This is a genomic window from Streptomyces sp. NPDC020681, from assembly GCF_044334895.1.
GTDB lineage: Bacteria > Actinomycetota > Actinomycetes > Streptomycetales > Streptomycetaceae > Streptomyces.
Genome location: NZ_JBIRTX010000020.1, coordinates 72109 through 89621 on the forward strand (window position 1 = coordinate 72109; position 17513 = coordinate 89621).

The following is a 17513-nucleotide window of genomic DNA, read 5'->3' on the forward strand; positions in this document are numbered from 1 at the left end:
GACTGGTTCGTTGACGCAGTCGAGCGGGCGGCAGGAGGGCCCGAGGGCATAGCGATGCCCGGAGGAACGGGGAACGTGGGAGTTGCCCGAGCCGGGGTGTCGCGGGGTGAGCGAGCCCCGACAGGCCCTGCCGAAGACTGCATGAACGGATCGTCCACGATGCGGAAAGCAGCTTCCATATGACTGGGTGGCTCTAGTGCCTCACGTGAAGGCGAGCGTGTCAAGACCTCGCTCCGGGAGGCTGCTGGGGTCAGGCTCCCTGGGTGCGCAGTCGCCGCCACAGCTGTTCGTCGACCCGGTCGAGGAAGGCCAAGGCTTCGCGCTCGACCGCTTCGGCAGCAGCTCCGGTCCGGCCGTGGTTGTCGATCCGCTGATACGCCAGATGGAGCTGCTCCAGCGCACGGCGGATCTCCGCCGGCGCCACAGGGACGATCTTCGCGACGGGCGGTACGTAGTTCGGCCACCACCCGGTGACCGCCTCGCGCAGCAGCACGCGCAGCTGCCCCGTTCTGCCGCATGCGCCGACGAAGCAGGCGGGCGGCGGCCGAAGCACCTCGAACAGTGCCTGCGTCTGCCGTCCGGACCCGCGCCAGCGGTTACGCCGTTCCACCTCGGCGTAGCGGTCGCGGGTCATGCCGACCCCCGCGGCCACCTGCTCCACCGTCAGCCCGAGGAGCGTCCGGCACTGCAGGAGCGTGGCCGGCTCGCCGACCAGATCACCCGGCGAACACCACAACGCGGCAGCCAGCGCGTTGATTTGACGGTCCGTCGGCACCTCCGTGCCCCGCTCCCAGGCCAGGAGCGTGTCGGGGTGGAAGGGGTGCCCCTGGAAGGCCGAGACGGCCCGGGCGACCTGGCCGCGCGTGAGTCCGAGCTGCTCGCGCACGCGGGCGGCACGGCGGGGCTCGAGCGGAGGATAAGCGGAGTTTTCACCCTCGGACGGGCTGTGGAGAGCGTCTTGGGATGGCATAGCCGGACACCGTAGGGCCGGGGGCCTGCCCAGCCAAGACCTGCGGATTCCACAGGTGCTCAGGACGCCGGTTGACGCGCGTTGACATTCCTGACCGACGGCGATTGTGCATACCTCCAAAGACTCACAGGAATCAATCGATCTGCCTGGAGGAGTTGACGACCAGGGGGCCCGTTCGTAGGGTCGCAGTCGTCCACAACGGAAAGTAAATTCCGCATTAAGGAATCGTGTCGTTCTCCGTACCCCGGGAATCCGGCTCGATTTCCGTTTCCCTCCGGGCAGGTCCGTCCACTTGTCCGGCTCGTCCGGCGTGCTTCGCTCTCGACCGTCCCAGCCGTGCGCCGGTAGGGCGGTCTCTCGGAGGGACTGTCCCCATGCGCTCCCCTACGCCCTTCACGCACGACCGCTCCGCCCCGTCCCTCCCCGCCCATCCCGCGGACGAAGTGCTGCCCATGCGGCGGATGATCCCCGCCGCCCTGCAGCACGTGGCCAGCATGTACGCGGGCCTCGCGGCGCCTCCGCTGATCATCGGCAGCGCGATCGGCCTGACCGCGGCACAGCTCACCGTTCTGCTGGCCGCGAGCCTGGTCGTCGCGGGCCTGGCCACCGTCGCCCAGACGCTGCGCTTCTGGGGTGTCGGGGCCGGGCTGCCCGTCACCAACGGCGTCTCGTTCGCCGTGGTTTCCCCGGTCCTGGCCGCCTCCGCGTCACGGGAGCAGGACACCCTGCCCCTGGTGTTCGGCGCCACCCTCGTCGCCGGCGCCGTCTGCTTCCTCCTGGCGCCGGCCTTCTGCCGGCTCGTCCGCTACTTCCCGCCCGTCGTCAGCGGTTCCGTCATCACGCTGGTCGGCCTCTCGCTGCTGCCGGTGGCCGGGGAGTGGGCCCAGGGCGGCGACCCCGAGTCCTCCGGCTACGGCTCACCGTCCAACCTCGCGCTCGCCGCCGGAACCCTCGCTTTCACACTTCTCCTCCACCGACTCCTCAGCGGACGTTTCCTGCAACGGGTGGCGATCCTGCTCGGCCTCATCGCCGGCACGGCCGCCGCGGTGCCGATGGGCAAGGTCGACTTTCACCACCTCTCCCAGGCACCGCTGTTCGCGCTCCCGGAACCGTTCGCCTTCGGCGCCCCGCAGTTCGAGGCGCCGGTCATCGCCACCATGCTCGTCGTCATGCTCGTCTCCATGACGGAGTCCACCGCGTCCCTGATCGCGGTGGGAACGGTCGTCGACAGGCCGGTCGACGACCGCGTCATCGCAGGCAGCATGCGCGCCCAGGGACTGGGCACCGCACTCGGCGGCGCCCTGGGAGCCTTCGTGAGCTGCGCATACGGGCAAAACGTCGGCCTGGTCGCGATCAGTCGCATCCGCAGCCGGTACGCGGTCACCCTGTGCGGAGCCATCCTGGTCCTCATGGGCCTCGTGCCGGTCCTGGGCTCGCTGCTCGCGCTCGTGCCGCTTCCCGTACTCGGCGGGGCGGGAGTCGTCTTCTTCGGCTCGATCACCGTCGCCGGAATCCGGACCCTCGCCAAGGCGTCCCTGGCCACCGGGCACAACGGCATCATCGTGTCCGTCGCCCTCGCCTTCGGCCTCTTCCCCGTCGCATCGGCCGACTTCTACGACCGTCTCCCCGCGCCCGTCACCATGGTGCTGGGATCGGGCATCACGGCGGGATGCCTCGTCGCCGTCCTCCTCAACCTGCTCCTGAACCACTTCGGACGGGGCAGCGAGGCCGACGAGAGCCACATCCCCACCGCACAGGTCAACGCCTTCGACGGCATCGACGGTCAGGCACACCTCCCCCCGCATTCAGTCCGACAACGCCGATGAATCTCAAACGCGGCCTCAGGGTTTGGGCAGCCGATCAACGTGCCAGGGATGGGACATGCTGCTCACCGAGGTAACCGAGGAAGTACAGGAAGCGCTGGCCGCGCACCGGCCCGTCGTCGCCCTTGAGTCGACGATCATCGCGCACGGCCTCCCGCGGCCCCGCAATCTCGCCGTCGCCGAGGAGCTGGAAGGGCACGTACGGTCTGGTGGGGCCACCCCGGCGACGATCGCCGTGCTGGACGGAAAGGTCCATGTCGGCCTGGACAAGCGGCAGTTGGAGCGGGTCGCCGGGGACAACGGCGTGCGCAAGCTCGGGCAGCGGGATCTTGCGCCCGCGCTGGCGGCCGGGGCGAGCGGGGCCACGACCGTGTCGGCGACGGCGTTCTTGGCGGCGCGGGCCGGGATCCGGGTCTTTGCGACCGGTGGGCTCGGCGGTGTGCATCGCGAATGGGCGCACTCGCAGGACGAGTCCGCCGATCTGCGGGTGCTGGCGCAGACCCGGATCGCCGTGGTGTGCGCGGGCGTCAAGTCCGTCCTGGACGTGCCCGCGACGTTGCAGCGGCTGGAGACGCTGGGCGTCGGGGTTCTCGGATACGGGACGGATCGTTTCCCCGGCTTCTATCTGACGTCCTCCGGCGAGCCTGTCGACTGGACCGCCCACTCCCCCGAGCAGGTCGCGGAGATCATCCGGGCCCAGGACGCGCTCGGCGGGGCGGAGTCGGCGCTGATCGTGGCGAATCCGGTACCGGAATCCGAGCAACTGGATCCGACGCTGCACGACCGGGTGCTCGGCGAGGCGCTGGACGAGTGCACGGAGCGGGGCATCGTGGGCCAGGCCGTGACTCCGTTCCTGCTGGACTTTCTGATGCGGCGGACCGATGGTGCCTCGCTGGAGGCCAATGTGGCGGCGGTGCGCGGCAATGTGCGGCTGGCGGCGCGCATCGCGGCGGCCCTGTGAGCGGCGGCCTGCTGGTCATCGGCGATGTGGTCACCGATGTCGTGGCCCGGCACTCCGCGCCGCTCACCCACGGGACGGACACAGCGGCCCGGATCCGTATCCTGCCCGGCGGAGCAGGAGCCAATGCGGCCTGCTGGGCCGCGCGTTGGGGCAGCCCGGACGTACGGCTGCTGGGGCGGGTCGGGCGCGACGAGGCTGCCTGGCACGAGGAGCGGCTCCGGACCGCCGGCGTACGTCCGGTCCTCGTCCTCGACGACGAGGTTCCGACGGCCACCGTCATCGCGCTTGTCGACGCGACCGCCGAGCGTACGTTCCTGACCGACAGCGGCGCGGTGCTGCGCATCTCGCCCGCCGACTGGTCACCGTCCCTGCTCGACGGTATCGGTCAGCTCCATCTCTCCGGCTATCTGCTGTTCGCCGACCCCAGCCGCCAACTCGCCCTGCTCGCCCTGAAGTCGGCGCGGTCGCGCGGCATTCCGGTGAGCGTGGATCCGGCGTCCGCCGGCTTCATCGGTGAGCTGGGCGTGGAGCGGACGCTGGAGGCGCTCGACGGCGTGGACGTGCTGTTCCCGAACGCCGACGAGGCCCGGCTGCTGACCGGTCTGCCGGATCCGTCCGAGGCCGCGGCCGCGCTGAGCCGCCGCGTTCCGCTGACCGTGGTCACGCTCGGCGCGGACGGCGCGCTGGTCGCGGAGTCGGGCGAGGTCACGGCGCGTGTCCCGGCAGTCCCGGCCGTGGCGGTGGATTCGACGGGCGCGGGCGACGCGTTCACGGGCGCGTTCCTGGCCGCGCGACTGGCCGGGTCGGACGCGGCGACGGCCGCGGCCGAGGGCTGCCGGGCGGGCGCGGAAGCGGTGGCGCTGATTGGCGGCCGGCCGGCTCAGCCGATGCCGCCCCACGCCGGATGACGCGGATCGTCGACCCGTACCAGCACATCGGCGGCCTCCGCCGGCCCCACCTCGTCCTCGTACCGCTGGAACGCGGGCAGCGTCCAGTGCTCGCTCTCCTGCGTACGCCGCCGGAGCGCCGCGGCCGACAGCCGCAGATGCACGGTCAGATCGAACGGGAACCAGTGCCCGAGCAGAAACGGCCCGTGCAGCAACAGCACACCGCCCTGCGGCAGCGCGACCCGCGGACTGCGGGTCGCCCTGTCCGTCACCGGATCCCACAGATCCGGCAGCACCAGCCCGCTCCCGCCGGCCTCCAGCGGCCCGAAGACCTCACGCCACAGCGCGCCGGTGTCGAACCAGCCGCTGAAGTACGTGTCGGGGTCCTCGCGCCCGTACTCGTACCGCAGTGAAGCGGGCCGCAGAAATCCGCCGGTCCCGACGGTGAGGACGCCACGCCCGCGCGTGCGCAGCGCATCCCCGACCCGTGCCGCGAACTCACCGCCGGGTGCAGCCGGCGCACCGTCCACGCCGATCCGCAGCCAGGGGCTGCCGTCCTCGGCCTTGGTCTCCATGACCCGGTCGACGACGGCCTCAGTCATCCGCTCCCAGGTGATCGCTTGGACTCGCACCCGTCCATCATCGTCCAGCGCACGGCGGGGCGTCCGCGTCGACCGACAGCGGGCTGCCCTTCGGCAGCAGATACGTCACATACAGCACGACCGGCACGCTGCCGAGGTTGCGTCCGATGTGCCGGTGGCGCGCGCCGGACGGCTCGATGAAGGCGGTGCCTGCCGGGGTGACCTCGACGGAGCAGTCCTGCAGGGTCCGGGTCAGCGTGCCGGACTTGACCACGGCGAGGAGCTGGCCGGGGTGGTAGTGCCAGCCGGTGTAGCCGCCCGGGGCGATGGTGATCTCGCGGAAGGTCACGTCGGTCGGGCCCTTGGCCTTGAGCTTCAGCGTCTCCTCGGAGAGACCCTGCGCGAGCACCGTGCCGGTGACGCCGCTGCCGGGCGTGGCGTTCGCCGCGGACGGCACCGTCGCGATCGCCGCCAGACAGGCGACGGCGACCATCGCGCCGCGCGCCCGCCGCTTCCGTCCCGCAGCCGCGCCTGTGAGCATTTCCTTGAGTCCCATGGAATCCTCCAACTCCCGCACCGCCTCTGCCAAAACGGCCTCAACGTATCGGAAAAGGCGCGGGACCGGGCGAAAATGGCCGGAAATGGGAGCGGGCCCGGGAGCGTAGCCGGCTCCCGAGCCCTGTGATGCCGCCCATGTGACACGCCGGCACGCTTGAGAACCCGAGTCAGTCGTTATGTCGTCGCGTCCTGCCTTTGGACCACCGCACATCGAGCTGCGCGGGCCGGACTTGAACCGGCATTTCGACGTACCAGGGCTCGGGCCCGTTCGATCCGGCGATCGGCGGCGAATGCTGAGTCTGGAGCAATAGTCTGAGATTGAATGCGGTCTGCCTCTGCCGGACTTGGGCTACCGCGGCCCGTGTCCCGCAGCGCGCGAGCGTCACATGACGCGTCGCGCGGCGGGAAATGCCGCGGGGAGGATTTGAACCTCCACTGGAACCGCACGGTCACGACAAGCTTCAGCTTCAGCTTGCGCTCCTCGCGCACCCCGCCCGCACACAGGCGGACGGGGAGTCATTGAGGCTACCCGAACAGGTAACCGAACACCGCGTCACCCACCCGCTGGTCGGTGACCTCCGCGCCGTTCGCCTCCTCGCGGGCGAACTTCACGGCCTGCTGCAGCTTCTCCACCCGCTCCAGCAATTCGTTCACCCGCCGGGCCGGCAGCGCACCGGAGAACTTCACCGTGGTCCAGTAACCGACCGGTATGTCCTCGTAGTACACCTCGACCTGCGCCGGGTGCTTCTCCGTCGCCTCCGCCTTCACGTGGTTGCGCGGCACCTTCTTCGTACGGAGTGTGCGCACCGACTCCGTCTTCCACGCGTCGGTCGACGGATCCTGCGTCCACGACTCCGAGGCGTCCAGCACCGGCAGCTTGCGCACAAAGGTGTTGATGTCCGTCAGCTGCTTCTCGAGGAACAGGAGGTACGCCACCGGCACATCGCTCACCAGCACCCGTCCGTCCACGGTGACATCGGCGCGCGCGGCACAGTTCGCCCAGTCCTTGGTGGCGGTCACGTCGAACAGCCGGGTCAGCGTTTTCGCGGTGTCCCGCAGCACGTCCTCGGCCTTCACCTGGACCCGGGTGGACTCGGGCGGCAGCTGCTCGCCCTCCTCGTCCTTGGGCTGGTAGGTCCGCGAGATGCCGGCGAGCAGAGCGGGCTTCTGCAGCCCGTGATGGGCCGCCGTCAGGTCCTGGTGCGCCTTGGACTTGACGCCCTTCTCCACTGCGATGATCTGATTGAGTTTCGCCACGTCGATCAAGTTATCAAAACCGAACAGGCCCGTTCGAACCAATATTCAGAGCCCTCTGGGGAGTTCCCACCATGGAGACAGCCGTCATCGCGGTCATCGGCACCCTGCTCGGTTCGGTGATCACCCACTTCTTCCAGCGTCAGACGGCCGACCGCACCGCTGCCCTGGCCCGTAGCGAACAGCTGCGCCAGGAGCGGATCTCCGCCTACAGCTCCTTCGCCGGGGCTCTCGTCGACTACCGGCGCGGCCAGAACGACCGGTGGTACCGGGCGCAGGAGTCGGCCGGCAGCACGGCGGCCGAGGAGGCCCGTATCGATTCCTACCGGCTGCGCTCGGGCGCTCATCAGGCGCTGATCCGCGTCGAGTTGGTCTGTGACGACCCGCAGGCGCTGGCGCTGGCCGCGTCCGCCTTCGAAGTGACGAACTGTATGCACGAGGCACCGGACGAGGCGGACCGGTCGCGCCGTTCGGAACAGGCCCGCGAGACGCTGTCCGAGTTCATCGGGGCGGCTGCACCGGGCGTTCGCTAAGGGGCGTGCGTCTGGGGCGTTCGCTAGGTGGAGCTCGCCAGGGGCGTTCGTCAGGGGGAGTTCGTCAGGCTTTGACGCCGAGCACCCGCACCGGCCGTCCGGCGAGATATGCGGCGATGTCCTCGACGGCCCCGTGGAAGTACGCCTCGTAGTTGCGCCGCGTGACATAGCCGAGGTGCGGCAGACCGAGGAAGTTCGGCGCGGTGCGCAGCGGATCGTCGGCGGGCAGTGGCTCGGCCTCGAAAACGTCGGAGCCCGCTCCGGCGATCCACCCGTCCTGCAACGCCCGTACCAGCGCGGCCTGATCGACGATCGCCGCCCGCGAGGTGTTGACGAGAAAGGCCGTACGCCGCATCCGCTTCAGCTCGTTCGCACCGATCAGATGGCGGGTGCGGTCGCTGAGCTGCAGATGTACGGAGACGAAGTCCCCGGCTTCCAGGAGCTCTTCGAGCGAGGCCGCGCGGACTACCTGGTGCTCCGCGGCCCGCTCGTCGGTGAGGTTCTGGCTCCAGGCCATGACGTCCATGCCGAAGGCGTGGCCGACGCGGGCGACCTTCGCGCCGATCTTGCCGAGGCCGAGGAGTGCGAGCCGGCGGCCGTGCAGGTCGGCGCCGATCGTGGACTGCCAGGCGCCGTTCTCCCGCAGCGCCGAGCCCTCCGGCACCACATGGCGGGCCAGACCGAGGATGAGCGCCCAGGTCAGCTCGGCGGGCGGCTCGGAGTTGCTGGGGGTGCCGCAGACGGTGACGCCGTGCCGGGCGGCGGCTTCGAGGTCGATGGAGGCATTGCGCAGACCGGTGGTGATCAGCAGCTCGAGCCGCGGCAGCCGGGCGAACAGCGACTCGTGGAACGGAGTCCGCTCGCGCATCGCGACAAGGATCTCGCAGTCGCCGACGGCCGCCACCAGCTCGTCCTCGGACCCGAAGTGGTCCTGCAGCGACCGGACTTCGACCTCACCGGCGATCGTGGACCAGTCCGCCATGGTGAGCGCGACGTCCTGATAGTCGTCGAGCACGGCACAGTGCAGCGTCATGGGAGCGGAGCGTACCTGGTGGGTACGGTACGGGCATGGACCTGGTGGTGATCGAACCACTGAAGGGACGGCACTGCGCCGAGTGCCGTCAGGGGCCGCTGCCGATGCATCTGCTGGAGTTCAACGCGCCGGTCTGTCTGGACTGCGCGGACCTCGCCCATCTGGTGTATCTGCCCAGAGGTTCGGCCGCGCTCACCCGGCGGGCCCGCGAGGCGAGTTCGCTGTACGCGGTCGTGGTGCGCTTCCACCGCACCCGCAGGCGGTACGAACGGCAGGGCCTGCTGGTCGAGGAGGCGGCGCTGGCCCGCGCCGAGGCCGCGTGCCTGGCGGACGCGGATGTACGGGCCCGTCGCCGGGACCGGGACGCGGCCCGCCGGGCCGCGCAGGACGTGCGGTTCACGGCCGAGCTGACCGCCGAGATCCTGCGGCTGTTCCCGGGCTGTCCGCTCGACCGCGCCCGGGACGTCGCCGAACACACCTCGGAGCGCGGCAGCGGCCGTGTGGGCCGCACCGCGGCGGGCCGCTCACTCGAGGAAGGAGCGGTCACGGCCGCGGTGCGGGCTTCCGTACGGCATCTCGACACCGAGTACGACGCCCTGCTGATGGCCGGGGTGGCCCGTCACGAGGCGCGTACCAGGGTGGCGGCGGCGATCGACGCGGTACTGGCGTACTGGCGTGACGGGACAGGACCGGCTCACTTCCCGGCGGGCCGGCAGCGGCGGTAGAGCATCGCGCCGCCGAGCAGCAGCGCGGCGCTCGTCGGTACGGCGAACCCGAGCTGTCCGGCGCCGGTCTGGGCGAGGCCGGCGGTCCGCTCCTGCGCCTGGGGCGACGGCGGATGCGGGGTGACGGTCTTCGGCGGTGAGACGGGCTTCGTGCGGGCCGGGGGCTTCGATCCTGGGTTGTTGGACGAGGAGTTGCCCGTGGCGGGGTTGCCGATGCCGACGACGTTCACGGAGTTGCCGGTGACATTGACCGGGACGTCGACCGGGAGCTGTACGCCGTTGCCGGAGAGGACGCCGGGGGAATCCTTTCTGCTCCCTTCGGCCGTGGCGCCTCCCTCGTTTCCGTGGCCGTGGCCGTGGCGGGAGCCGCCGCGCGAGGTGTTCTCGCAGCTGTTGCCGATGGCCGGGTTGAGCAGTCCGACGACATTGACCGTGTTGCCGCAGACGTTGACCGGGACGTTCACCGGAAGCTGCACCGTGTTCCCGGCCAGCAGTCCGGGCGAACCAACCGCACTGCCGTCCGCGTTCGAGTCGGCCTGCGCATGACCCGCCATGGCGAGCGCGCCACCCGTGAGCATCACGGTGGCCAGACCCTTGCGGTGAACCTGCCTCATGGGTTCCTGCCTTCAGGAGACGTTCACGGGCCCTCGCCCGCATCCGGGTAACGACGCCGTGGGGCCATTCGGGTTACGGCTGGCGGGCCTTTCACCCCATCGAGTGTGTGCCGTACCGAACAAGGGTCTGGGTCGGGTGATCTCGTCGGCCCACGGCCAAGGCGGTGTCAGAGTCTCTAGCGGACACGACCTAGCCCTCGTATTCCTGAATACGGCGACCGTGGCGACGCTCGGTCAACGCGGGCAGCTCCGCCGTGAGTTCGGCGACGATCGTCGGTACGTTGAGAGTCAGCAGCCGCCGGTCCTTCATGAGGATCCGGCCGTCGACCACCGTCGTGCGTACGTCCGAGGAACGCGCGCTGTGCACCAGCGCCGCCGCGGTGTCGTGCAGCGGCTGGACATGCGGCCCGGTCAGATCCACCAGGATCAGATCGGCCCGCCGGCCGGGCGCGAGCGCGCCGATCTGCTCGCCGAGGCCGACGGCCCGGGCGCTCTGCGTGGTGGCGTGGTCGAGCGCCTGCCGCGCGGTCAGCCAGGTCGGGTCGTGCTCCGTGGATTTCTGCACGAGCGCGGTGAGCGCCATGCTCTCCCACACGTCGAGCGTGCTGTTGGACGCGGCGCCGTCGGTGGCAAGACCGACGGGGATCCCGGCGGCCGCGAGCCCGCGGATCGGCGTCGTGCTGTCCCAGGCGAACTTGAGATATCCCCGGGGCGCGCTGGCGACCGCGATACGCCCGGTGCCGTGCTGGAGCAGCGGCAGATCCTTCTCGGTGATCCCGGTGCCGTGCGCGATGAGCAGATCCACATCGAGCAGCCCGGCGCGCCGCAGCACCTCGATGGGTGTACGCCCGTACCGCTCAAGGCTGTTGTCGGTCTGCGCCCGGTTCTCGGCCGCGTGGATGTGCACCAGCAGCCCGTGCTCGCGCGCCAGCTCGGCGGTGGCCTCGAGGTCGGCGTCCTCGACGGTGTACGGGGCGTGCGGGGCGAGCGAGGTGGTGATCCGGCCGTCGGCCGCGCCCCGCATCCGCAGCGCGAAGTCGAGCGACTGCTCCCTGCCTTCGGGCCCCTGGCTGGAGAAGTAGGCCCAGCCGAGGTTGGCGCGCAGTCCGCTCTCGACGACGGCGGCGGCCACCCGGTCCATCGAGAAGTAGTGATCGGCGAAGGTGGTGACGCCGCCCTGGATCATCTCGGCGCAGGCCAGTTGAGCGCCGAGCTCGACGACCCGGTCCGTGAGGTTGGACTCGATCGGCCAGATCCAGTCGTTGAACCACTCCTCGACGGGCAGGTCCTCCGCGATGCCGCGCAGCGCGACCATCGGCGTGTGGACATGGCAGTTGATCAGCCCGGGCATGGCGAGCTGTCCGCGTGCGTCGAGCCGCTCGGCCGCGGGCAGGTCGGCCGCCTCGCGGGCGGACGTCACGGCGTCGACCAGCCCGTCGCGTACGACGACGGCGGCGTCCTCGACGAACCGGATCTCGCCGTCCTCGCCGTGCACGAGGACTGTGCAGCCCTCAATGACGAGATCGACCATCTGTGCCTCCTCCTGATGCGGTCCACGTTCAAGTGTGTCGGTTCGTCCGCGACAGGGCCGCGCGTTCCGCCGCTCATGTGGGTGGTATCCGGCCGAACTTGGCATATGGCCAGGCTGCGCGGCGGAACGCTTGCCACAGCGAGCCCGCCGTCAGTCCGCCGGTCTGTACGCCACTCAGCCGGCCAGTGAAGGGATCCCGCACGTGCCCAAGCTCAAGCAGCGCTCTCTGGTCGCCGTCGCCGGTGCCGCCGTCGCCGTTCTGACGGTGGCCGCGCCGTCCGCCACTGCCGCGCTCGACGGCGCTCGGCCGAAGGCGGCCACGGTCCAGACGGCCACGGCTCGGTCGGCCACGGCTCAGTCGGCAGCCGCCCGTGCCAGTGCGTATGTCGAGACGCGGCTCTTCTTCGGTACGGAACGGCCCGACGGCGGCCCCGATGTGACCGACGCGCAGTTCATGGCCTTCGTCGACCGCCAGGTCACCCCGGGCTTTCCGGACGGGCTGACCATCCAGGACGGCCGCGGGCAGTGGCGGGACGCCAACGGCACGATCGAGCGGGAGTGTTCGTACGAACTGATCCTTCTCTACCCGGCCAAGGAGGCACGCGCGCGCGGCCCGCTGATCGAGCGGATCCGCGAGGCGTACATGAAGGAGTACGGGCAGGAGTCGGTGCTCCGGCTGGACGAGGCGACGCTCGCGGACTTCTGACCGCCCGGGTCGGTCGTCAGCTCGTTCGCCGGGTCGTTGAGTGCTATGGATCCGCCTCGGGCAGGGCAGTTCTCTCCCATGACGGATCGCCCGCTCCTGCTCCTCGACGTCGACGGCCCGCTCAATCCTTACGCGGCACGCCTGCCGCGACTGCGCGGCTACGCCACCCACCGCCTCCACCCGGCGAACTGGCTCTCCCGCCAGACCCCCGGCTCCCGCAGCCACCGCCGGGGGCTGCGGGTGTATCTCCATCCGTCCCACGGGGCACGGTTGACCGGACTGCCCTTCGAACTGGCCTGGGCGACCACCTGGATGCACGAGGCCAACACCATGATCGCGCCGGGCGTCGGCCTGCCCGCCGACCTTCCGGTGATCGAATGGCCGGAACTCTTCGCCAAGGATCCCGACGGCCTCTACTGGAAGACCAGGCCGCTGCTGGAGTGGGCGGCGGGCCGTCCGTTCGCCTGGGTCGACGACATGATCACGGACCTGGACACGGCGCATGTCGCGGCTCATCACGACGCACCGGCGCTGCTGCTGCGGATTCATCCGAGGCGAGGGCTGCGGGCTGCGGACTTCACGACACTGCGGGAGTGGGCGCAGGGGCTGTGAGCCTGTCGATACGGGCGCGGGCGCCCTGCTGTTGCGGTCTGTCCGTGACGCGCGGGTCAGCCGCCCTGGCCGCCGATGTGGATGTTCCCGATCGTGCCCGTCTGGATGACCGGGCCGTGCTGCGTGCCGCCGCTGATCGTGTTGTGGACGTTGACCGTGGGCGTATGAGAATCGCCGGGTGCCAACTCGTCCAGCAGGGCGCGTAGTTCCGCCGCCGCCTGCGGGTCGGCCCGGAGCGTGCGGCGCATGCGGGAGCGCCATTCGGCCTGGATGTCGGCTGCCGCTTCCTCGTCCTGGGCCTGCTGTGCTTCAGCCAGTTCGGCACGGGACTCGTCCAGGTAGGCGCCGACGATCTCGGAGTCGGCCGATTCCCGTGCGAAGAACCGCACGACGCGGTCCCGCACCGAACCCCAGCCGTCCGTGACCATCCCCTGGACGAGCGCGGTCGCTCCCGCCGCCGCCAGCGACACCAACTCGGCTTCCACGAGGCCTCCTTCGGCCGTTGGCAGGTCCCCGTAGAAGCCTAGCCGCTCACCTGTCGAGGAGTGCGGTGAGCGCGCCCACCGGGTCGGCGTCCGGGGTGCCGCGGGGCCACCAGTCCTCGCGGTCCGGGTCCGACTCGTAGCCGTACCAGAGTCCGTCTCTGCCGAAGCGGAGCTGGAGCGAGCGCGTCGACAGGTGGTTGCGCCAAGGGCGGAAGTGCGGGAAGTCGGCCGCTATGAGGGCGGGTCGGGCGCGGTCGAAAGGGCCGGCCGGCGGATCCCAGGGCTCTTCCAGTACGTCCAGGGCGGCCCGGCCGCCCTGCCGCCAAGCGGCCACCGCGCGGGCGAGGTCGGTGGGGCTGTGATCGGTGGCGGCGGCGAGATCACGGTAGAGCGCGCGGGTCGACGCGGTCAGCCCCGAGCCGGGATGGGCCGCGGCCAGCCGGACCGCGTCCTGCCAGGGGCTGAGTTCCGCGGTGGGATCGGTGCCGGTGGCGAGGAGCGTATGGGCGCGGGCCGCGGCCTCGGTGGCGAGCAGGTCCAGCGCGAGCGGGTCGGGCGCGCCGGGCGAGTGCGGGTAGGCCGGCGGGCGGCCCGGGTGGGCGGGGACGGGGAAGGGCGGCGGGAGGAGCAGGAGCGAACGTGCGGCGAGCGCCTCGTGGGCGGGGACCGTCGGCATGGGCGTCGCGGTGGCGGCGGCGGTGCGCTCGGCCGCCGACCGGGTGGCGTTGCGCCGGGAGAGCGCGGCGAGGATCTCGCGCTCTCCCATCCCGCGCATCAGGAACAGCACGAACGGGTCCTCGTCCAGCAGCCGCGCCGTCTGGTAGCAGAGCGCCGCCGCGTGCTTGCACGGGTAACCGTCGTCCGGGCACGAGCAGTCGGGGATCAGATCGCCCGGCGCGGGCAGCAGATCCACCGCGGCCGCGAGCCCGTGCGGCACGTCCTTGTCGAGCAGCGCCGCGATGTGGTCGGGGCGGGCGGCGGCCGCGGCTAGGAAGTCGTCCCAGTCGTCGTCGGTGAGGGTCCGCAGCCGGATCTCCGTGCGGTACGGGCGCGGTCGGCTGCCGTGGACGTACGCCATGACGCGTCCCGGTGTGACCGTGATCGCGTCGACATGGCCGCGGCCCGCATACGCCCGGCCCCTGGCCAGCCTGGCGGCGTCCAGCGCCGTGTCCTCCAGCGCCTCCACCCACGCGTTCCCCCACCAGCTGGACGCGAACTCCTCGCCCGTGAGCGGCTCCAGCGCCGGGAAGGTGCGCCTGCGGTCGTCGTGCCCGGACTGCGGGAAGCCGCCGCGGCGGTCGCGCGGTGTCATGACGGCCTCCGCAGGGAGACGAGATCGGCCAGCTCGCGGTCGGTCAGCTCGGTCAGCGCGGCCTCTCCGGAGCCGAGGACCGCGTCGGCCAACGCCCGCTTCGAGGCGAGCATGTCCGCGATCCGGTCCTCCACCGTGCCCTCGGCGATCAGCCGGTGGACCTGCACCGGCTGGGTCTGGCCGATGCGGTAGGCCCGGTCGGTGGCCTGCTCCTCAACCGCCGGGTTCCACCAGCGGTCGAAGTGGACGACATGGCCTGCCCGGGTCAGATTCAGACCGGTGCCGGCCGCCTTGAGCGAGAGCACGAAGACCGGAATCTCGCCGGACTGGAAGCGGTCCACCATGCGTTCGCGCTCCGCCACCGGCGTTCCCCCATGCAGGAGTTGGGATCCGATCGCCTGGGACGTCAGGTGCGCCGAGATCAGGCGGGCCATGGAAACGTACTGGGTGAAGATCAGGACCGAGCCCTCCTCGGACAGGATCGTCTCCAGCAACTCGTCGAGCAGGGCGAGCTTCCCGGAGCGGCCGGCGAGTCGTACCCCCACCGCCGGCCCGGCGTTCCCAGTCCTGTGTTCCTTCAGGAACTGCGCGGGGTGATTGCAGATCTGCTTGAGGTCCGTGAGCAGCTTCATCACCAGCCCGCGGCGCGCGATGCCCTCCGCGCCCGCGATCGCCGCCATCGTCTCCCGTACCACCGCCTCGTACAGCGACGCCTGCTCGCGGGTGAGCGCGACGGGATGGTCCGACTCGGTCTTGGGCGGCAGTTCGGGCACGATGCCCGGGTCGGACTTCTTGCGCCGCAGCAGGAACGGCCGGACCAGCCGGGACAGCCGCTCCACCGCGTGTTCGTCCTCGCCGTTCTCCACCAGGCGGGCATGGCGCGAGCGGAAGGCCTTCAGCGGGCCGAGGAGGCCGGGGGTCGTCCAGTCCAGGAGCGCCCACAGCTCGGAGAGGTTGTTCTCCACGGGGGTGCCGGTCAGCGCGACACGGGCGGGGGACGGGATGGTGCGCAGTGCCCTGGCCGTCGCCGAGAACGGGTTCTTCACGTGCTGCGCCTCGTCGGCGACGACCATCCCCCAGGTGTGTCCGGCCAGCCGCTCCGCGCTCGAACGCATCGTGCCGTACGTGGTGAGGACGAAGCCGCCGTCGGCGTCGGCCAGGGTGCGGTCGGCGCCGTGGAAGCGGCGGACCGGCACGCCGGGCGCGAACCGGACGATCTCCCGCTGCCAGTTGCCGAGGAGCGAGGCCGGGCAGACCACCAGCGTCGGCGCGGGACGGTCGCGGTGGAGGTGGAGGGCGATCACCGTCACCGTCTTGCCGAGGCCCATGTCGTCGGCGAGGCAGCCGCCGAGGCCGAGCGAGGTCATCAGGTCCAGCCAGGCCAGGCCGCGGAGCTGGTAGTCGCGCAGCGTGGCGGTGAGGCCGGCCGGCGGCGGCAGGGGTTTGGCGCCGGCGGTGAGCCGGTCGCGCAGCGCCGCCAGTGTGCCCGTCGGCACGGCCTCCACCGTCTCGCCGTCCACCTCAGCCGTCCCGGCCAGCGCCACGGCCAGCGCGTCGACCGGCTGAAGCAGGCCCAACTCCCGCTTGCGCGCCTTGCGTACGAGATCCGGGTCGACCACCACCCACTGGTCCCTCAGCCGCACGACCGGCCGGTGCGACTCGGCCAGCACGTCCATCTCGCGCTCGGTCAGCGGCTCGCCGTCGAGCGCCAACTGCCAGTTGAACTTGAGCAGTTCCTCGCTGTCGAAGAACGGGGTGCCGTCCGTCGCCGAACCTGGCGCGGGCCGTACGACCGCGGCGGCGGAGAGCGTGCGCGCCAGCTCCTTCGGCCAGTGCACGGCCACTCCGGCGGCGGCCAGCCGTGCCGCGCCCGGTCCCAGCAGCTCGTACAACTCGTCCTCGGTGAGCGACAGCACATCCGGCACAGCCCGCTCGAGGAGCCGGGCGAGCGGCGGCCAGACCCTGGCCGCGCGGCGCAGCGCCAGTACCGCGTCGATCCTGGCGCGCGGGCCGAACTGCTCCTCGCCGTCGCCCGCCCACAGTCTGGCGGCGTCGATGACCAGAGTCGGATCGGCGAGGCTGTGCACCTGGACGAGGGCCGCTCCGGCACTGCGCTCGGCACCCTCCTCCGCCTTGCCGTCCGCGGTGTCGAAGAGCTCGAACGCCGACAGGTCGAGCCGCAGCGAGACCCGCACGCCCGCGTCCATGCCCGCAGCCGCCTCAGCAGCCCACTCCCGCGCTCCGGGCAGATACTGCGCGGCGACGGCCGCGAACGGCGCTCCGGCCGCGTGGGCCGCCGCGGGCGTACGCGGCAGCGTGTCGGCCACCGCGTCGAAGAAGGACCGCACCAGCGCTTCGGGGTCGGGCAGCCGCGGCGGGCCCAGCCCCTCGACCGGGGTGGCATACGCCTCGTACGGCATGGCGGCGGCGATGGCCCGCAGCTGAGCGATGTCGTCCGCGTCCAGCGGGCCCGCGCGCCAGGCGTCGTGGTCGGTCGGGGTCAGGCCGGGCAGCAGCCTGCCGCGGGCCACCAGATGCAGTGCGTGCAGGGCGGCGGCTCCCCAGCAGGCCGCTGCGGGGTGAGCGGCGGCGTCCTGGCGTGCGCGGGCCAGCAGCGGCACGGCCTCGGCGACGGGCAGCAGCACGGCGGGCACGGGCGTGATGCGGACGCCGGTGTCCACGGGATCCGCCGTGTCGACGGCGGTGACCGCGGTATCCGCTTGGTGGACGACGGTGGCTGCCGCATGGACGACGGTGATCTCGGCGGTGGCGTCCTGGAGCAGCTCGCCGGCGGGGTCCCAGAAGGCGATCCGGCCCTCACGCGGCAGCGCCGCCGGGACGAAGACGGCGGCACACCTGTGCAGCGGCGAATACGGCGTCGCGGACGTCACCGGGTCACCTCCCTCCCACCGGTCGTGTAACGAAGTA

General features: G+C 71.3%; 17 protein-coding genes and 1 tRNA gene. 7 read left to right on the forward strand and 11 right to left on the reverse strand.

Annotated features, from left to right (window positions below; all coding sequences use genetic code 11):
• Window positions 1-250 precede the first annotated feature (250 nt).
• Complete coding sequence (locus ACH4YL_RS33330) at window positions 251-886, reverse strand: helix-turn-helix domain-containing protein (RefSeq protein ID WP_398511237.1); 636 nt, start codon at window positions 884-886, stop codon at window positions 251-253.
• A 458-nt stretch (window positions 887-1344) separates the two neighbouring features.
• On the opposite strand from ACH4YL_RS33330, the gene ACH4YL_RS33335 reads away from it, so the two are divergent.
• Genes ACH4YL_RS33335 through ACH4YL_RS33345 form a run of 3 tightly spaced genes read left to right on the forward strand, consistent with a single transcriptional unit; the run spans window position 1345 to window position 4662 of the window.
• Window positions 1345-2796: a nucleobase:cation symporter-2 family protein gene (locus ACH4YL_RS33335; protein WP_398511238.1), complete on the forward strand. Its 1452-nt coding sequence runs from the start codon at window positions 1345-1347 to the stop codon at window positions 2794-2796.
• Window positions 2797-2851: 55 nt separating this feature from the next.
• Window positions 2852-3754: a pseudouridine-5'-phosphate glycosidase gene (locus ACH4YL_RS33340; protein WP_398511239.1), complete on the forward strand. Its 903-nt coding sequence runs from the start codon at window positions 2852-2854 to the stop codon at window positions 3752-3754.
• A complete protein-coding gene (locus tag ACH4YL_RS33345) occupies window positions 3751-4662 on the forward strand; it encodes a carbohydrate kinase family protein (protein ID WP_398511240.1) in 912 nt (303 codons plus the stop codon). The genes ACH4YL_RS33340 and ACH4YL_RS33345 overlap by 4 nt, the downstream gene beginning before the upstream one ends.
• Here the strand turns inward: ACH4YL_RS33345 and ACH4YL_RS33350 are convergent.
• From ACH4YL_RS33350 to ACH4YL_RS33365, 4 genes are all read right to left on the reverse strand, one after another.
• On the reverse strand, window positions 4635-5273 hold the full coding sequence (locus tag ACH4YL_RS33350; protein WP_398511241.1) for a uridine kinase: 639 nt from the start codon (window positions 5271-5273) through the stop codon (window positions 4635-4637). The two genes, ACH4YL_RS33345 and ACH4YL_RS33350, sit on opposite strands and share 28 nt — an antisense overlap.
• Window positions 5274-5280: 7 nt before the next feature.
• Window positions 5281-5715, reverse strand: coding sequence for a cupin domain-containing protein (locus ACH4YL_RS33355; protein ID WP_398511287.1), 435 nt, complete (start codon window positions 5713-5715; stop codon window positions 5281-5283).
• Window positions 5716-5996: 281 nt separating this feature from the next.
• Window positions 5997-6139, reverse strand: a tRNA-Thr gene (locus ACH4YL_RS33360).
• Window positions 6140-6305: 166 nt separating this feature from the next.
• Window positions 6306-7037, reverse strand: a complete 732-nt coding sequence (locus ACH4YL_RS33365) for a hypothetical protein (RefSeq protein ID WP_398511242.1) — start codon at window positions 7035-7037, stop codon at window positions 6306-6308.
• Between the two features lie 71 nt (window positions 7038-7108).
• Here ACH4YL_RS33365 and ACH4YL_RS33370 point away from each other — a divergent pair, with 71 nt between their 5' ends.
• Window positions 7109-7567 carry a hypothetical protein gene (locus ACH4YL_RS33370; protein ID WP_398511243.1) on the forward strand — a complete coding sequence of 153 codons (459 nt, stop codon included), beginning with the start codon at window positions 7109-7111 and terminating at the stop codon, window positions 7565-7567.
• A gap of 64 nt (window positions 7568-7631) precedes the next feature.
• Here the strand turns inward: ACH4YL_RS33370 and ACH4YL_RS33375 are convergent, their stop codons facing one another.
• Window positions 7632-8600, reverse strand: a complete 969-nt coding sequence (locus tag ACH4YL_RS33375) for a D-2-hydroxyacid dehydrogenase family protein (protein WP_398511244.1) — start codon at window positions 8598-8600, stop codon at window positions 7632-7634.
• Window positions 8601-8635: 35 nt separating this feature from the next.
• Here ACH4YL_RS33375 and ACH4YL_RS33380 point away from each other — a divergent pair, with 35 nt between their 5' ends.
• A complete protein-coding gene (locus ACH4YL_RS33380) occupies window positions 8636-9325 on the forward strand; it encodes a DUF2293 domain-containing protein (RefSeq protein WP_398511245.1) in 690 nt (229 codons plus the stop codon).
• On the opposite strand, the gene ACH4YL_RS33385 is transcribed toward ACH4YL_RS33380, so the two are convergent.
• Together ACH4YL_RS33385 and ACH4YL_RS33390 are read right to left on the reverse strand one after the other, a co-directional pair.
• Entirely contained in the window at window positions 9295-9939 is a 645-nt protein-coding gene (locus tag ACH4YL_RS33385) for a chaplin (RefSeq protein ID WP_398511246.1), read from the reverse strand. The genes ACH4YL_RS33380 and ACH4YL_RS33385 overlap by 31 nt on opposite strands.
• Window positions 9940-10129: 190 nt before the next feature.
• Entirely contained in the window at window positions 10130-11470 is a 1341-nt protein-coding gene (locus ACH4YL_RS33390; protein WP_398511247.1) for an amidohydrolase, read from the reverse strand.
• 202 nt (window positions 11471-11672) lie between these two features.
• Between ACH4YL_RS33390 and ACH4YL_RS33395 the strand changes: the two genes are divergently transcribed.
• Both ACH4YL_RS33395 and ACH4YL_RS33400 read left to right on the forward strand, forming a co-directional pair.
• Entirely contained in the window at window positions 11673-12176 is a 504-nt protein-coding gene (locus tag ACH4YL_RS33395; protein ID WP_398511248.1) for a DUF3574 domain-containing protein, read from the forward strand.
• A 78-nt stretch (window positions 12177-12254) separates the two neighbouring features.
• A complete protein-coding gene (locus tag ACH4YL_RS33400) occupies window positions 12255-12788 on the forward strand; it encodes a hypothetical protein (RefSeq protein ID WP_398511249.1) in 534 nt (177 codons plus the stop codon).
• Window positions 12789-12844: 56 nt separating this feature from the next.
• Here ACH4YL_RS33400 and ACH4YL_RS33405 read toward each other — a convergent pair whose 3' ends face one another.
• Genes ACH4YL_RS33405 through ACH4YL_RS33415 form a run of 3 tightly spaced genes read right to left on the reverse strand, consistent with a single transcriptional unit; the run spans window position 12845 to window position 17476 of the window.
• On the reverse strand, window positions 12845-13273 hold the full coding sequence (locus ACH4YL_RS33405; protein ID WP_398511250.1) for a hypothetical protein: 429 nt from the start codon (window positions 13271-13273) through the stop codon (window positions 12845-12847).
• A 46-nt stretch (window positions 13274-13319) separates the two neighbouring features.
• A complete protein-coding gene (locus ACH4YL_RS33410; protein ID WP_398511251.1) occupies window positions 13320-14585 on the reverse strand; it encodes an SWIM zinc finger family protein in 1266 nt (421 codons plus the stop codon).
• Complete coding sequence (locus ACH4YL_RS33415; RefSeq protein ID WP_398511252.1) at window positions 14582-17476, reverse strand: DEAD/DEAH box helicase; 2895 nt, start codon at window positions 17474-17476, stop codon at window positions 14582-14584. Before ACH4YL_RS33415 ends, ACH4YL_RS33410 begins: the two co-directional genes overlap by 4 nt.
• Window positions 17477-17513 lie beyond the last annotated feature (37 nt).

What these genes read in the sequence shown, in the direction of transcription:
- ACH4YL_RS33410 (WP_398511251.1), bottom strand. Translation starts at nt 14,585, where the DNA reads ATGACACCGCGCGACCGCCGCGGCGGCTTCCCGCAGTCCGGGCACGAC.
- ACH4YL_RS33380 (WP_398511245.1), top strand. Translation starts at nt 8,636, where the DNA reads ATGGACCTGGTGGTGATCGAACCACTGAAGGGACGGCACTGCGCCGAG.
- ACH4YL_RS33340 (WP_398511239.1), top strand. Translation starts at nt 2,852, where the DNA reads ATGCTGCTCACCGAGGTAACCGAGGAAGTACAGGAAGCGCTGGCCGCG.
- ACH4YL_RS33390 (WP_398511247.1), bottom strand. Translation starts at nt 11,470, where the DNA reads ATGGTCGATCTCGTCATTGAGGGCTGCACAGTCCTCGTGCACGGCGAG.
- ACH4YL_RS33370 (WP_398511243.1), top strand. Translation starts at nt 7,109, where the DNA reads ATGGAGACAGCCGTCATCGCGGTCATCGGCACCCTGCTCGGTTCGGTG.
- ACH4YL_RS33375 (WP_398511244.1), bottom strand. Translation starts at nt 8,600, where the DNA reads ATGACGCTGCACTGTGCCGTGCTCGACGACTATCAGGACGTCGCGCTC.
- ACH4YL_RS33355 (WP_398511287.1), bottom strand. Translation starts at nt 5,715, where the DNA reads ATGGTCGCCGTCGCCTGTCTGGCGGCGATCGCGACGGTGCCGTCCGCG.
- ACH4YL_RS33335 (WP_398511238.1), top strand. Translation starts at nt 1,345, where the DNA reads ATGCGCTCCCCTACGCCCTTCACGCACGACCGCTCCGCCCCGTCCCTC.
- ACH4YL_RS33400 (WP_398511249.1), top strand. Translation starts at nt 12,255, where the DNA reads ATGACGGATCGCCCGCTCCTGCTCCTCGACGTCGACGGCCCGCTCAAT.
- ACH4YL_RS33385 (WP_398511246.1), bottom strand. Translation starts at nt 9,939, where the DNA reads ATGAGGCAGGTTCACCGCAAGGGTCTGGCCACCGTGATGCTCACGGGT.